Genomic DNA, 14,687 nt, shown 5'->3' with positions numbered 1-14,687 from the left:
GGACAATCGTCCTGCCGTGCTAACCTGAGGCGTCACATCATATATCAGATAGGACATGCCAGTGACCTCCTCCTCACGGTTCGACGAGCGGAAACGGCGGCTGTCCGGGGTCGTGGCCATCCCGGTGACCCCGTTCGACGCCGACGGCGCCGTGGATCCGGGCTCCTACGCGAAGCTGGTGGACAGGGTGATCACCGCTGGGGTCGAGGTCGTGACGCCGAACGGGAACACCGGCGAGTTCTACGCGCTGGACGAGGCGGAGGCGCGGCACTGCCTGGAGCTCGCGGTCAAGGCCGCGGCGGGCCGGGCGAGTGTGGCCGCCGGGGTCGGGCACGACGTCCGGACGGCGATCGGCGCGGCCAGGCACGCTCGCGACGCGGGCGCGGATCTGCTCATGATCCATCAGCCGGTGCATCCGTACGTCTCGGCGGACGGCTGGGTCGAGTACCACCGCGCCATCGCGGCGGCGGTTCCGGAGCTGGGTGTCGTGCTGTACGTGCGCGACGCGCGGATCGAAGGCGAGCGGCTGGCCAAGCTCGCCGACGCCGCGGAGAACGTCATCGCCGTGAAGTACGCGGTGCCGGATCCGGTGCGCTTCGCGTCGGTGGCGCGGGACGCGGGGATCGATCGCTTCACGTGGATCGCCGGCCTGGCGGAGCTGTCGGCGCCGGGCTACTTCGCCGTCGGCGCGACCGGGTTCACGTCGGGGCTGGTGAACGTCGCGCCGTCGCTCTCGCTGGAGATGTTCCGCGCGCTGCGCGACGGCGACTTCCGCGGCGCGATGGCGTGCTGGGAACGCGTCCGGCCGTTCGAAGAGCTCCGGGCCGCGGACGGTAACGCCAACAACGTGAGCGTGGTGAAGGAAGCGTTGGCACAGCTGGGTTTGTGCCGTGCCGACGTACGCCCGCCGAGCCGTCCGCTGACCGTCGGCGAACGCGGCGAGGTCGCCGCGATGCTCGAAAAAGGGGGACCGCGCCAGAGGATTTTCTGACCGGGTGCACGCGTGCTGGACGTGCACCCGGCGACAGGTCAGAGGTCGTGGCCATCGACGATCGCGGCGTGGCCCTGATGGGCGCCTCGGGGCGCGCGGTACGGCGCGGCGGGCGGCTGCTCACCGGCGGAGCCGGTGGGACCATGAGCGCGAAGAACGATGTCTGGCCGGTGCTCCTGTCTCCGATCGATACTCGCGACCGGACGGAACCGGGGGAAATTTCCCTCGATGTCTTCGACTGTACGCCAGATCGTGCTGCTTTGGTGAATTGCTTCCGCTCCACCGTCGTGGCACGCTGGAAGAAGACCACGGAGCGTCCGTGGCGTGTTGTGGTACCAGTGCCCTTCTCGGCCGAACCAGACCCCTTCGGTGTTTGCGAACCCGTTGCTGGATTGCCCACTTTCACGAACCAGAACGGTGTGATCCCCCATGACCTCCACTCAGACGAGGCAGGGCAGCGACTTCGCCGAACTGTCCAAATTGGTCAAGGAAGCCGGCCTCCTCGACCGGCGGCGAAAATACTACGCGGTGAAGATCGCGTTGAACCTGCTCGCTTTCGCGGGCGGCTGGGTCGCCTTCGCGCATCTCGGGGACTCCTGGTGGCAGCTGTTCCTCGCCGCCTTCTTCGCGATGATGTTCACCCAGCTCTCCTTCATCGGACACGACGCGGGGCACAAGCAGATCTTCCGCGGCCGCAAGGCGAACGACGTCACCGGTTTCGTCCACGGTGGACTGACCGGGCTGAGCTACGGCTGGTGGATCGGCACGCACAACCGCCATCACGCCAACCCCAACCACGAGGACGAAGACCCGGACGTCAACCTCGCCGCGCTCATCTTCACCAAGGCCCAAGGCACCGAGCGGCGTGGTTTCCTGCGCTGGATGGCGAAATACCAGGCGTTCCTGTTCTTCCCGCTGCTGTTGCTGGAAGGCCTGAACCTGCACGTGTCGAGCGTGACGGCGATCTTCCAGCGCGGTTTCAAGCGGCGGAAGATCGAATCGGCGCTGATGCTGGCCCATATCGCCGCGTACCTGACAGCGGTGTTCGTGGTCCTCTCGCCCGGTGTCGGCTTCGCCTTCATCGCCGTGCACCAGTGCCTCTGGGGCGTCTACATGGGCTGCTCGTTCGCCCCGAACCACAAGGGCATGCCGACGCTGTCGGCCGGCCACAAGCTCGACTTCCTGCGCAAGCAGGTGCTCACCTCGCGCAATGTGCGTGGCGGTCCCGTCGTGGACTTCGCGCTCGGCGGGCTCAACTACCAGATCGAGCACCACCTGTTCCCGAACATGGCGCGGCCGAACCTCAAGCACGCGCAGGTGATCGTGCGCGAGTTCTGCGCGAAGCACGCCATCGACTACGCCCAATGCGGCTGGGCGGCGTCGTACGGCCACGTGCTCCGGCATCTGCACGAAGTCGGGGCTCCTTTGCGTGCTCAACCGGCAGGCGCGCGATGACCTCCGCCCGTTCCCTCGGCGACGTCGCCGAGCCCCCCGCCGACGACCGCTGCCCGGTCTGCCCGCATCCGCTGTCCGCGCACGACACGATCGCCCGCCGCTTCTGCACCGCGACCGCGGCCGGCGGGTTCAGCCGCGGCTGCACCTGCGCCACGAAACCCGAAACAACCGAATAGAGGATCGTCATGAACGCCGACACCGTCCCCGTTTCCCGCTACGAGATCCGGGTCGACACCGTGAAGAAGATCGTCAACGAACACACCGACCTCGGCAACGAGGCGGCTTTCGCGCTGGCCGTGCACATGGTGCGGGCGCTCGACACCGTCCCGGAGCCCGTCCGCTAGACGGATGTGGCCGGGGTTACTCGCGCGTTAACAAGGCGTCAGCGAGACCCCGGAACGTGTCAGGGACACGTTGCCGGAACGGCCGGGCCGGGTCGATCGGAGTTGTGCTGATGAGGCACTGACCCGATCGACGCGGAGGTAACCGTGACGCTTAGCGAGCTCCTGCCCAGCCTCGGTTGCGAGGCCGCCGACCACCTCGAACCCGGGGTCTGGCCACGGAGCACCCGGCTCGGGCCCGGCGGGGAACTGCTGTTCGCCGGCGCGCCGGTGTCCCACCTCGCCGCGAGGTTCGGGACACCGGCGTACCTGCTCGACGAGGACGAGGTCCGGCAGAACGCCCGCGCGTACCGCCGGGCGCTGCCCGACGCCGAGGTGGCGTACGCGAGCAAGGCGCTGTGCACCCGCGCCGTCTTGCGCTGGGTCGCCGAGGAAGGGCTTTCCCTCGACACCTGCTCGGCGGGCGAGATCGCGGTGGCACGGTCGGTCGGCTTCCCCGCCGAGCGGATCCTGCTGCACGGCAACGCGAAGACCCCCGAAGACCTCAAAGCCGCCTTGTCCTACGGCGTCCGCAGGATCGTGGTGGATTCGCTCGACGAGATCGAACAGCTCGGCGCGCTGGCCACCGGCGCGCAGCAGGTGCTGATCCGCGTGACCCCCGATGTCGCGGCCGGCACGCACGCGGCGATCACCACCGGTACCGAAGGGCAGAAGTTCGGTTTCTCGCTGCGCGAAGAGGTCCGCGACAATCTCCGCCGGGCCGTGTCCGCCGTGCTCGCGCAGCCCGGGCTCCGCCTGGCCGGGCTGCACTGCCATATCGGTTCGCAGGTGTCGCGAGTGGATTTCTACGAACTGGCCGCCCGCAAGATGATCGGGGTGCTCGTCGCGCTTCGTGAGAGCCACGGCGTCACCCTGCGCGAACTGGATCTCGGCGGCGGGCACGCCGTGCGTTATCTGCCCGGTGACACGGGTTTCGACATCGACGGCTATGTGCGCCGTCTGCGTGTCGCGCTCGCTTACGAATGCACCTCCCACGGCTTCCCCCCGCCGAAGCTGACGATCGAACCGGGCCGGGCGATCGTCGGCCCGGCGGGGATCACCGTGTACCGGGTTTGCGCGGTGAAACGCGGTTCGCGCACTTTCGTCGCCGTCGACGGCGGAATGAGTGACAACGCGCGGCCCGCGCTCTATGGGGCGGCGTACACGGCGCGCCTGATCGGCAGGCGCAGCCGGGCCGCCCGGCGGCCGATGACGGTGGTCGGACGGCACTGCGAATCGGGCGACATCCTCGCCGACGGGCTCTCGTTGCCCGACGACGTCCACCCCGGCGACCTGCTCGCCGTCCCGTGCACCGGGGCATACCACCACTCGCTCGCGTCGAATTACAACCTCGTCGGCAGGCCGCCGGTGGTCGGCGTCTCCCGCGGTACGGCGACGCTGCTCGTCCGCCGCGAAACCGAGGAGGACCTGCTGAAACGCGATCTGGGCTGACGAGTCGTCCGAAAACCTCGGCGGCCGGCCTGTCAGGCGACAGATTCCCTCGTGTGAAGGCGCCGAGAAAGAGAATCACGACAAACAACTTAACGGCGGTAGCATTCTGGACACTTATCGATACGCTGCGCGACAAGAATCGCATGCCGAAACAAAGGGAGGGACGGCATGGGTGACGAACCACGCGCGCAGATGGAGCAGCGCACACCTAGAGGTTTGGACAATACCGATCGCACTCTGATCGCTCTACTGCAAGTCGACGGGCGGGCCTCGTTCACGGCCTTGGCCAAGGCCGTCGGGTTGTCGGAGGGCGCCGTGCGGCAGCGCGTCCAGCGGCTGCTGCGGGACGAGACGATGCAGATCGTCGCGGTCACGGATCCGGCGAACGTCGGGCTCGGCCGTCAGGCGATGGTCGGGATCAAGGTCCAAGGCGATCCGCGGGCGGTCTCCGACCAGCTCTCCGGAATGCCGGACGTCCACTACGTCGTACTCACGGCGGGGGGCTACGACCTGCTCGCCGAGGTCGCCTGCCGGGACGACGAACACCTCTTGAGTGTGCTGAACGACGACATCCGGCCCATCCCGGGTGTCGTCAGCACCGAAACGCTGATTTACCTGAAACTGGCAAAACAGACATATGCCTGGGGCAATCTGACCAAGTAGGCCCTGTTGGGTCGTGAGTGGTAAGGATGGCCAGAACCGCCCTTACCACTCACGACACGTTGGCATCCGCTAGACGCAGTGCAGATACACGTCGGGAGTCCGCCGCCCGGAATCTAGACCGCGGAGGACTTTCGGCAGCACCCCGCCGTACAAGACCCCGAGCCGCTGCGTCGCCCGCGTCAGCGCGACGTACAGCTCCGCCTCACCGTTCGGGCCGTCCGCGAGGATCCGCTCCGGCTCGACCACCAGGACGGCGTCGTACTCCAGCCCCTTGGCCGCGGACGGCGCGATCGCCCCGGGCACCCCCGGCGGCCCGATGACCACCGCCGTCCCCTCGCGACCCGCCTCCTCGCGGACGAACTCGGCGATCTTCTCTTCGATGTCCATTTTGGACACTCGACGCGCCCATGGCCGCACCCCGCACGACCGCACCGATTCCGGCGGGACGACGTCCGGCGCGAAACTCGCCAGCACCGCGGCCGCCACGGCCATGATCTCCGACGGCGTCCGGTAGTTGACGGTCAGTTTCCGGTACACCCAGCGATCGGCGACGTACCGGGAGAGCATCGCGTCCCACGACCGCGCGCCCGACGGCGACCGGCGCTGCGCGAGATCCCCGACGACGGTGAACGACCGGCTGGGACAGCGCCGCATCAGCACCCGCCAGTCCATTTCGGACAGTTCCTGCGCCTCGTCGACGACCACGTGGCCATAGGTCCAGTCCCGGTCGGCGGCGGCGCGTTCGGCCAGATCCCGCTCGTCGCGTTCGGCGAACCGGTCCGCCAGTTCCTCCGCCATCAGCACGTCCGTCGGCCGGAGCGCGAACTCGTAATCGTCGTGATCGTCCTCGACCTCGACGATCTCCAGCACCCGCTCGGCGTATTCCTTCCGCGCCAGGCGCTCCCGTTCCTCCGCCCGGCGTTCGGCGGTGCGGTCACGGCCGAGCAGTTCGACGGCTTCGTCCAGCAACGGCACGTCGGACACCGTCCACGCGTCCGCGTCTTCGCGGAACAGCGCCGGATCGGCCCCGGCCGCCCGCAACCGCTCTGGCGAGGCATAGAGGTCACCCAGCAGCCGCTGTGGCGTCAGCGACGGCCACAGGCGGTCGAGCACCGCGCGGAGCTCCTCGCTGGCCTCCAGGTCCCGGTGGGCGTTCTTGAGCATCTCCGGGCGCGTGTGCTCGTCGTCCCTCGGCAGCCAGCCCGCGCCGAGCCGGTCGACAGCGCGCACGGCGAGCTCGGAAATCACCTCGCGTTCGAAGACGGCCTTCGCCTCGTTGTGCAGCAGGCCGCTTTCCCGGGCCACCTCGCGTGCGGCGGCCGCGACCTCGGCGTCCAACGGCACGGTGACGTCGTCGAGCTCGATCGGCTCCGCCTCGGCGGGTAGTTCCTGCCGATCCGCCACCGCGGCCGCCAGCACGTCCAGGATCGCCAGCGAGCCCTTCAGCCGCTGGACCGCCGGCGGATCCTCGCGTTCGGTGCGCAGGCCGGCGACGAGGTCGCCAGGCGTCGCGAAAACGACGCTGGTCTCGCCGAGCGACGGCAGGACCCGGCCGATGTGGTCGAGGAAGCCGCTGCTGGGCCCGACCACGAGCACGCCGCGGCGTTCCATGCGCTCCCGTTTCGTGTACAGCAGGTACGCCACCCGGTGCAGCGCCACGGCCGTCTTCCCGGTCCCGGGGCCGCCCTCCACGACGACGACACCCGGGTGGTCCAGCCGGATGATCTCGTCCTGCTCGGCCTGGATCGTCGCGACGATGTCCCGCATCCCCTCGCCTCGCGGCGCGTTGACCGCGGCCAGCAACGCGACGTCACCCCGTTCCCCCGCCGATTCCGGGCGGCCGAAGACCTCGTCGGCGAAGTCGAGGACCTCGCGTCCGAGCGTGCGGAATTGACGGCGCCTGGCCATTCCTTCCGGCGACGCGCCCGTCGCGCAGTAAAACGCGCGCGACGCCGGCGCCCGCCAATCCAGCACCAAGGGTTCGTAGTCGTTCTCTTCGTCGAAAAGGCCGATCCGGCCGACGTACGAACGTTCTCCCGAAAGGGCGTCCAAACGACCGAAACAAAGGCCCTCGTCGGCGATCTTCAGCCTGGCCATCTCGCGGGCCTTCGCACCGACGGACACCTCGCGGTCGGAAAGCGCGAAGCCTTCTCCGCGCAGCGCACCGGCATACGCCTCGCTCACACGCACGCGCTCGGCGTCCAGCCGCCCGTAGAGTGACGCGACGTACCGCCGCTCGGATCGCAATTCCTCGTCGTACCCCTGATTTGACAAGTTCCCCTCACAGCGGTTAGACTGACAACACATTCGGCGTACTGATCGACATTCTCGATTAGGCGCCGATTTTCTATTGTCCACCGCTTGTCAAGAGGGACCCCGCATTCCTCCGGAAACGACCGTGCGCGATAATGGGGGCGAACACCCGCCATTACCGCGCACGATCCGGCGCACTCAGCCGAGCATGAACTCGCGCGGGTCCAGCGCCCTTCCCACCACACGGACGTCACCAAGCCAGCCGTGAAACGCCTGCTCGACGATCGAGTCGTAGGCGTAGGCGCCGATCAGCCACGATCCGCCGGGGTTCGCGATCCCCGCCGCCGGCGTCTTCGGGTTCCGCAGTACCGGGCAGCCGTCGACGTAGAGCGTCGTCCGCCTGCCGTCGTTGACCGCGGCGACGTGGATCCATTCCCGCAACGCCAGTTCGTGCCCCCAGCAGGTGGAGATCCCGTTCTGGTTCACCGGGAACACCGCCCACTGGAACGCCGCTCCGTCCGAAAGGGACAGTGTGGCCGACGGCTCGCCGGGATCGTCACCGGTCTTGCCCGCCTTGCCGCCCGAGCCTTGCCTGCCGAAGATCGCGGCCCAGGAATGCTTGCCGTCCTTGAAATCCTCGGGCAATTTCACGAACGCCTCGACGGTGTAGCCGCGCGCGAACGTCTCCGCGTTCATCGGCGCGGAGTCCGCCGTGCGCAGATACCCGCCGCGAGCCGGCTTTTTGCCACCGTCGAACCGCAGGCTCGACCTCGACGGCTGCCGCGCGGAGAACTCGCCGGAGAATCGCAGCGCTTCAGGCGCGCTGCCGGGCAGGGTCACGCGGACCAGGTCGTTGCCCCGGCCGGAAAGGTCACGGACGCTGTCGACAGGCGTGCCGTCACGGCCCTCGAACCGCCAGTACGCCACGGTCCCGCGGATCAGCTGACGTTCGGCGGGCCGCGCGGGCGGCACCGGGATCGGCGCGAAACCCGCGAACCGCGACTCGAAGTCGATCTCCAGGCTGAAGTAGTCCGCCGGTCCGGTGCGTTCGATCTCCTGACGCTGCAGCTCGTTCAGCCGCGGCGCCTGGTCCGCGAGCCACGGCGAGACCGTACGGACGTCGATCACCTTGCGCGCGAGGTCGAACCGGTAGAGCCGGATCATCGCGCTGCCGCCGTAGTACCGGTCCTGGTAGTTGGCGATGTGCAGATGGACGTCGTGCCCGGCGTTGTTGCGCTTCACCGTGCGGCCGGGCGGCCAGTAGTGCCCGTTCAGCGTCAGGAAGATCTGGTCGTTCCCGGCGATCAGCTCGTCCCACACCTTCTGCCCGAACTCCGAGAACTGCGCCTGTCCCGCCTCGTCGGCCCATACCAATTCGTGGATGGTCAGGATCGCCGGGAGCCGCGGATTCCGCGCGAGCACCGACCGCGCCCAGTCCAGCCCGCCCGCCGACGGCCGCCAGTCGAGCGCGAGCAGCAGCCACTCACGCCCACCCGCGCGGAAGACGTGATGGCTGTTGTAGCCGTCCGGGCTCGCGCCGCGGAAGGTCCGCGAACCCCGCTGCCGCTGCGGCCCGAACGCGTCGAGGTACGGCGTGCGGCCGCGCTGGTCGTCGGTCGAGGACTTGATGTCGTGGTTGCCCGCCAGCGTGCTGTACGGGAACCGGCGCCGGTCGAGGTGCTGGAAGGACCGGCTGATCTGGTCGAACTCGCCCGGCTGCCCGTTCTCGGTGAGGTCGCCGAGATGCGCCAGGAAGACGATGTTCTCGTCGCCGCCGGTGACGTACCGCAGCGTGGCGTCCAACGGCGCGGGGTCGCCGCGGTCGGCGTCGAACAGGTACTGGGTGTCGGGCAGGACCGCGAGGGTGAAGCGGCCGTCATCGGTATCCGGGCCACGACCGAAGGCCGCCGAGGCGGCGGGAGCACCGAGCGCGGGTAACGCGGAGACCGCCGCACCGGCGCCGAGCAGGCCCGCGCCGCGCAGGAAGGTCCGTCTGGAGGAGTCGTTCACGGCCGCAACCTACGGTCGCGGAGGCAACGCGTCCCGAACCGCGGATGAACACTTGCCCCGCTCGGTAGCTTCGTCACATGGGGAACGTCAAACGCTGGCCCGTGCTCGCCGGGGTCGGTGTGGTGGTGGCCGCGGCAGGCTGGTGGATCGTGGACGAGATGCCGACGGTGGACGACGCCGTCGCCAGGGAGGCGCTGCCGCCGATCGACGAGCATCTGCGCGCGCTCGCCGGTGCCGGCGACGCGAAAACCCGCTGGGTGTGCACGCAGAAGGTGATCGAGACCAGGCCGGACGGCGACCAGGTCAAGATCGGCCTGGTCGCGAGCTGCGACGAGGTCGAGAGGGACGCCGGCGGGCTCGTCACGCGCGCCGGATTCCGGCGGCAGCCGATGGTCTACCGCGTCGAACGCACTCCCGGTGGGTTCCGCGTACTCGATCGGAAGGTCGCGGAAGACGGCGCGGGCCACTCTCCTTCGGTCAAGGAGATGTTCTCGTGGGTCGGCGCCCGCCGGGTGCTCGGCGGCGCGAGCCCGGACGACCCGAAGTCCGTGTCCGCCGCCGCTTTCGGCCTGCCCGAAAGCACCCCGGTGCGCACGGGCCGGTGATCAGTCGCCGTTGTGGTCGATCATCCTCGGCACCACGAACCACATGACGACGAACAGCGTCGCGGACACCACGCCGAAGAGCGTCATCGCGATCGGGCCGAAGACGACCTTGGCGATGAGCGAGACGGTCGTGGTGATGGCGGCCGCGAGACAGCCGAGCCCGATCAGGACGGACCGGTTGCCGTAGGTGAGGATCCGCTCACGGTTACCGGTGCGGAACAGCAGCCGGTGCCACGCGGCGGGAGCCGTCAGCAGCACCGTCGAGCTGACCGTGAGCAGGACGGCCGTCAGATGGACGGACTTCTCGAACCCGCTCGCCTTGTGGAACTCGTCGGTGAACACCACCGTGAGCAGGAAACCGAACAGGATCTGGACACCGGCCTGCGCGACCCGCAGCTCCTGCAGGAGCTCACTGACGTTGCGGGTCAGGCGTTCGTTCTTCGTCTCGCCGGTGTGCTCGACCATGCGGCGGCTCCAAGACCATCGGTTGACGCCTGACCTTTTCATGCCAGCCGAGCGACGTCACGGCCACGACCACCACGGCGAGGCCCAGCCACTGAGTACCCGACAAATCGGCGTCCAAGCACAATACGCCGATGACGGCCGCCGTGACGGGGAACGCCAGCTCGGCCAGCGTCGCCCTGGCGGCGGGCGTCGACCGCAAGCCCACGTAGTACAGGCTCAGCGCCAGCAGCCCGGGGACCAGCGCGAGCAGAGCGAGCCCGAGCGCGTTGTCCCAGCCGACCGCGAACTCGCCGCCCTGATAGGCCACGATGCCCGCGGCGACCGGGAGCCCAACGGTGAACCGCAGGGTGGTGACCTCCTTCGGCGCCAGTTCGGTGGACAGCAGCCGTCCGAGCACCGTCCCCGCCGCCCACAACGCGGCCGCGCCGATCGCCAGCAGCGCCGCCTTCGCCGCGGCGAGCTGGATGTTCAGCGGATCCTTGAACGCCAGCAGCCAAGCGCCGAGCAGCGCCGGGATCGCGAAGAAGGCGTACCCCGGGCGGACCCGCTCACGGAGTACGAAATACGCCGCCAGCACGGCGAACACCGGCTGGAGCTTCTGCAGCACCAGCGGCGTCACCGGGTCGCCCAGTTTGAAGGCCGCGGTGAACATCGCGGTCGCGAGCGCGGAGGATCCGCCGCCGATGGCGAGCACGGCCAGCCATTCCCGCGGGCCGGTCCGGCGCAGCGCGCGGAAAGCGCCGGGAATGAAGGGACTCAGCACGAGCACCACCAGCAGGTGCTCCCAGAAGACGACCGTGGCCGCCGGGAGCGCCTCGGCGAGAGGAAGCCTCAGAAGCCCGTCGGTGCCCCAAAGAGCGGCGGCGACCGCGACCAGCCAGGTGCGATCCGGAGGATTTGTACTCACTTACCCTGCCCATAGTTTGAGAATGATCGCCCGACGGAGTGACCACCCTGGCGTGTCCGATTCGGGCGGACTAGGCAAGGGGCATGCGCCCCGTCCCCGCACTCACCCTCGCCCTGTCCACCGCCGCGCTGGCCCTGACCGCCGGCGCCGGACCGGCCACCGCCGCCCCCGGCTCCCCGGTCCACGTGATCACCGCCAAGAGCGGCCTCACCGGCTACAAACCCGAACTGGTGCCGCCCGGCGCCCGCGCGCACGTGTTCGGGTTGACCTCCAAGGCCTTCGGCACCTCGACCGCGGTCCTCGTGACCGGCCTGCTGCCCAACCGTGAATACGGCGCCCACGCGCACACGAAGCCGTGCGGTGCCACCGGTGATCTCGCCGGACCGCACTACCAGAACGTCGAAGACCCGGTGAAGCCGTCGGTGGATCCGGCCTATGCCAACCCCCGCAACGAGATCTGGCTCGACCTCACCACCGACGCCACCGGCCGCGGCGTCGCCGTGTCCAAAGTGGACTGGACGTTCGGCGATCGGCGCGCGCATTCGATCGTGATCCACGAAACGCATACGCACACCGACCCCGGCCACGCCGGGACCGCAGGGGCGCGGCTGGCCTGTGTGACCGTCGACTTTTAGAAGCCCCAGGTGCGTTCGGGCCGGATCCTGATCCGGGTGCTGTACTCCCGGTCGAACTTCGGGACGTCGTAGTCGATCGCCGGGTAGTGCTTCTCGTACTTGTCGAGGAAGCCCGGCTGCTCCGACGCGAGACCGTCCGGCAGGATCTCGGCCCGGCCGCCGATCACCAGGATCGAGCCGCCGTGCTCGTCGCTGTTGAAATGGAGGCTGACCTCGGGGTTGGCTTCGATGTGGCGGGTCTTCGCCGTGTCCGGCTGACTGAAGACGATGAAATCCTCACCGTCGAGGACGAACCACACCGGGCGGGGCGAAGGGCGTCCCTTCGGGCTGATCGTGGTCAGCCAGGCGACGCTTTCCTTCGCCCGCTCGGCGAGCCGTGGGTCGGGTCGGTAGCTCATGAACCGACCAACCACGACCCGGCGGCTTTTCTTCCTGGCCCGCTCAGCGGGACGCGACGAGTTTCGCGTAGCGCGTCCCGGCGCCGAGCAGCACCAGGCCGGCGATGAGGAAGGCCGCGACCCGGGCCAGGCCGTCGAGCGCCGAGAGGTCGAACAGCACCAGCTTCAGCACCGCCGCGCCGACCAGCACGAAGCCGATCACCCGCAGGTTGACCGCCGAGATGCCGCGGATGAGCAGCACCAGCGCGGCGACCGTCCAGGACACCGTGATCACCACGTGGCCGAGCAGGAAACCCGACCGGCCGGGGACCACCAGCAGCGCACCGGACAGCACCATCGCGCCCGCGCCGTAGAGCCCGCAGACCCCGGCGAAGAGCCACGGCACCACGTTCTCCGACGCGGCCTTGAACAGCCCGAGGCGGTGCGAGACCCACGGAAGTGTGATCGAGGCGGCCAAGATCGCCAGCGCCACCAGGAAGGCGGCGGCGAGACGGGCGTCCGGGCGCTCGCGGACCACGAAGAACAGCGTCGGCTGGACGTCGAAGGCCAGCGCGATCATGCCGCCGATGACGGCGAAGCCCATCCCGCCGAAGAGCGCCACCTGCTTCTTCGTCCACAGCGCGACCAGCGCCAGCAACACCGCTTCGCCGATGAGGATCCCCGAACGGGCACTGCCGTCGAACAGCGTCATCGTCGTCTGCAGGGCCGCGACGAGCCCGGCGGCACCCGCGAGCTCACCCGTCCAGCCGTCGAACCACTGCCCGGCCGCCCACACGCCGAGCAGCACCAGCGCGACCGACGCGGTCACGATCACGGCCGAGGTCTTCGGCAGGAACAACGCGGCGAGCAACGACGGGGCGGGGGCGACCGCGAGCAGGGCGAGCCCGGCGGCGTCTCCCGGCCGCTTGAGGGTGACGATCAGGGCCAGCGCGAGAGCGGTGCCGCCCGCGGCCAGCGCGGCGGCGGTGTTGGCCACGCTGCCGCCCAAGCCGACGAACGCCGTGCTGCAGACCGAGGCCAGCAGCGGCGGGATCCCGGTCGCGACCGCGACGGACGGCCACGACTGGCGCAGCTGCACCGGCGTCGAAGCGATCTGGACGACAAGAAGGAACGCGACCAGCTGCGGGGTGAAACCCTGCGTGATGATGGGCGCGCAGATCACGCAACCGAGCACGACGGCCGTCGCGAGCAGCGACGACTTCCACCGCACGGCCAGCAGCAACCCGCCGACCGCGATCAGGAGCCCGATCGCGAGACCGGCGTAGGCCGGGAGGTATTCGTACATCGTCGTCGCCGCGATGGCGTCGAGGTACAGCGCGCCGATACCGGTCGCGGCGAGCGCGAACGCGCCCGTGCGGCCCGCCGGCGTGCGGTGCAGGCGGAGCCCGATCCCGACCAGCGCCGCGCCGAGCACGGCACCGCCGATCACCCGCGGCACCGGGCCGAACCAGCCACGCTGGATCGCGAGCACGAGGAACAGCACGATGCCGAGCAACGTGACCGCGCCGCCGATCCAGGCCAGCAGCCTGCTGCCGGCGCCCTCCTTGCCCAGCCGTTCGGCGAGCGACACCTTCGGGGCGGGCTGGTACGGGCGGTAGGGCTGCTGCGGCTGCTGGTACTGCTGGCGGTACTGCTGCTGCCACTGCGCGTACTGGGCCTGCTGATATTGCTGCTGCTGGTACTGGGCCTGGTATTGGGGGTGGCGCGGGTCCGTGAAGTAGCGCGGGTGCGGCTGCTGGGGCACCTGCGGCTGGGGTTGCTGCGGTTGTGGCGGCTGCTGTCCGGCGGGCTGCTCGGCCGGCTCTTGGGTCGGCTGCTCGGCCGGCTCCTGGGCCGTCCGCGGCTGTTCTGCTTGCTCAGGCGTCTCTTCGCGCTTCGGCTCCGTCTCGGACTGGACGGTCCGCAGCTCGGTGCCGACCCGCGCGAGGCGGGCCCCAAGGTCGTCGATCTCCCCGGCGAGCCTGAGGAGCACATCCCCATCGGTGGTCATGGCGATCAGCATGCGGCCTGAGGCGCGCCGAGGGATCCGTAGCACTACTCAATCGTGATGACGATGTGGTCGCGACCTGCAAGATCATCGCGACCGGGCCCACACCCGGAGCGCTCGCAGAAGGTCGGCATTCTTACGGCAGCTTGCCGTGTCCGTGGATCTGCCGACGCGTCCGCCGCTGATCTGCCGCGTTGCGCAACCGCAACGAGACGACCTTGTTCATCCCATCTCGGGAGATGTCTAGCCCGGGCTTGACGCTTGCGTCTACCCCTGCCTAGACATACTGAGACGACGAGAGGTCATCAAGAAGATCGCTGTCGCCGCCAGGCGGCAACGCGCGGCGTGGATTCTGGAACGGGAAGGTGCCGACCACACCATCTACACCTTGAACGGCGTGGTGGTGCCCATCCCGCGCCATACCGAACTGGGCGAGGTCTTCGCCGTCGACATCTTCAAGGAATGCGAGGGCGTCCTCGGGAAAGG

At 69.1% G+C, this 14,687-nt stretch carries 14 protein-coding genes; 8 read left to right on the top strand and 6 right to left on the bottom strand.

Annotated elements, in window-relative coordinates; all coding sequences use genetic code 11:
• Nucleotides 1–55 precede the first annotated feature (55 nt).
• The 6 genes from ACIRGA_RS12820 to ACIRGA_RS12795 all read left to right on the top strand — a co-directional run bounded on the left by ACIRGA_RS12820 (nt 56) and on the right by ACIRGA_RS12795 (nt 4,941).
• Nucleotides 56–991, top strand: a complete 936-nt coding sequence (locus tag ACIRGA_RS12820) for a dihydrodipicolinate synthase family protein (protein ID WP_400940074.1) — start codon at nt 56–58, stop codon at nt 989–991.
• A 429-nt stretch (nt 992–1,420) separates the two neighbouring features.
• On the top strand, nt 1,421–2,446 hold the full coding sequence (locus ACIRGA_RS12815; RefSeq protein WP_400940072.1) for a fatty acid desaturase family protein: 1,026 nt from the start codon (nt 1,421–1,423) through the stop codon (nt 2,444–2,446).
• Nucleotides 2,443–2,622: an RGCVC family protein gene (locus tag ACIRGA_RS12810; protein ID WP_400940070.1), complete on the top strand. Its 180-nt coding sequence runs from the start codon at nt 2,443–2,445 to the stop codon at nt 2,620–2,622. The genes ACIRGA_RS12815 and ACIRGA_RS12810 overlap by 4 nt, the downstream gene beginning before the upstream one ends.
• Nucleotides 2,623–2,631: 9 nt before the next feature.
• The gene (locus ACIRGA_RS12805; protein ID WP_170064532.1) at nt 2,632–2,790 is read left to right on the top strand and encodes a DUF6307 family protein; all 159 of its coding nucleotides are present in this window, start codon (nt 2,632–2,634) and stop codon (nt 2,788–2,790) included.
• 144 nt (nt 2,791–2,934) lie between these two features.
• The gene (gene lysA, locus ACIRGA_RS12800) at nt 2,935–4,278 is read left to right on the top strand and encodes a diaminopimelate decarboxylase (protein ID WP_400940068.1); all 1,344 of its coding nucleotides are present in this window, start codon (nt 2,935–2,937) and stop codon (nt 4,276–4,278) included.
• A 168-nt stretch (nt 4,279–4,446) separates the two neighbouring features.
• Nucleotides 4,447–4,941, top strand: coding sequence for an Lrp/AsnC family transcriptional regulator (locus ACIRGA_RS12795; RefSeq protein ID WP_400940065.1), 495 nt, complete (start codon nt 4,447–4,449; stop codon nt 4,939–4,941).
• Nucleotides 4,942–5,010: 69 nt separating this feature from the next.
• On the opposite strand, the gene helR is transcribed toward ACIRGA_RS12795, so the two are convergent.
• Both helR and ACIRGA_RS12785 read right to left on the bottom strand, forming a co-directional pair.
• Nucleotides 5,011–7,215, bottom strand: coding sequence for an RNA polymerase recycling motor ATPase HelR (gene helR / locus ACIRGA_RS12790; protein ID WP_400940062.1), 2,205 nt, complete (start codon nt 7,213–7,215; stop codon nt 5,011–5,013).
• A gap of 177 nt (nt 7,216–7,392) precedes the next feature.
• Nucleotides 7,393–9,204, bottom strand: coding sequence for a LamG-like jellyroll fold domain-containing protein (locus ACIRGA_RS12785; RefSeq protein ID WP_400940059.1), 1,812 nt, complete (start codon nt 9,202–9,204; stop codon nt 7,393–7,395).
• A 77-nt stretch (nt 9,205–9,281) separates the two neighbouring features.
• Here ACIRGA_RS12785 and ACIRGA_RS12780 point away from each other — a divergent pair, with 77 nt between their 5' ends.
• Nucleotides 9,282–9,809 carry a hypothetical protein gene (locus tag ACIRGA_RS12780; protein ID WP_400940056.1) on the top strand — a complete coding sequence of 176 codons (528 nt, stop codon included), beginning with the start codon at nt 9,282–9,284 and terminating at the stop codon, nt 9,807–9,809.
• Here ACIRGA_RS12780 and ACIRGA_RS12775 read toward each other — a convergent pair whose 3' ends face one another.
• Nucleotides 9,810–10,274, bottom strand: a complete 465-nt coding sequence (locus ACIRGA_RS12775; RefSeq protein WP_400940053.1) for a DUF6328 family protein — start codon at nt 10,272–10,274, stop codon at nt 9,810–9,812.
• Nucleotides 10,219–11,181 carry a DMT family transporter gene (locus ACIRGA_RS12770; protein ID WP_400940051.1) on the bottom strand — a complete coding sequence of 321 codons (963 nt, stop codon included), beginning with the start codon at nt 11,179–11,181 and terminating at the stop codon, nt 10,219–10,221. Before ACIRGA_RS12770 ends, ACIRGA_RS12775 begins: the two co-directional genes overlap by 56 nt.
• A gap of 83 nt (nt 11,182–11,264) precedes the next feature.
• On the opposite strand from ACIRGA_RS12770, the gene ACIRGA_RS12765 reads away from it, so the two are divergent.
• Nucleotides 11,265–11,816, top strand: coding sequence for a superoxide dismutase (locus tag ACIRGA_RS12765; protein WP_400940049.1), 552 nt, complete (start codon nt 11,265–11,267; stop codon nt 11,814–11,816).
• On the opposite strand, the gene ACIRGA_RS12760 is transcribed toward ACIRGA_RS12765, so the two are convergent.
• Both ACIRGA_RS12760 and ACIRGA_RS12755 read right to left on the bottom strand, forming a co-directional pair.
• Nucleotides 11,813–12,214 carry a TIGR03667 family PPOX class F420-dependent oxidoreductase gene (locus tag ACIRGA_RS12760; protein WP_400940045.1) on the bottom strand — a complete coding sequence of 134 codons (402 nt, stop codon included), beginning with the start codon at nt 12,212–12,214 and terminating at the stop codon, nt 11,813–11,815. The genes ACIRGA_RS12765 and ACIRGA_RS12760 overlap by 4 nt on opposite strands.
• A gap of 43 nt (nt 12,215–12,257) precedes the next feature.
• A complete protein-coding gene (locus tag ACIRGA_RS12755; protein ID WP_400940044.1) occupies nt 12,258–14,216 on the bottom strand; it encodes a DUF2339 domain-containing protein in 1,959 nt (652 codons plus the stop codon).
• Between the last annotated feature and the right edge of the window lie 471 nt (nt 14,217–14,687).

It is taken from the genome of Amycolatopsis sp. NPDC102389 (assembly GCF_044765885.1).
Classification (GTDB): domain Bacteria; phylum Actinomycetota; class Actinomycetes; order Mycobacteriales; family Pseudonocardiaceae; genus Amycolatopsis.
Note: the sequence above shows the minus strand (reverse complement) of the source record. Positions and strands in the feature narration are given on the sequence as shown.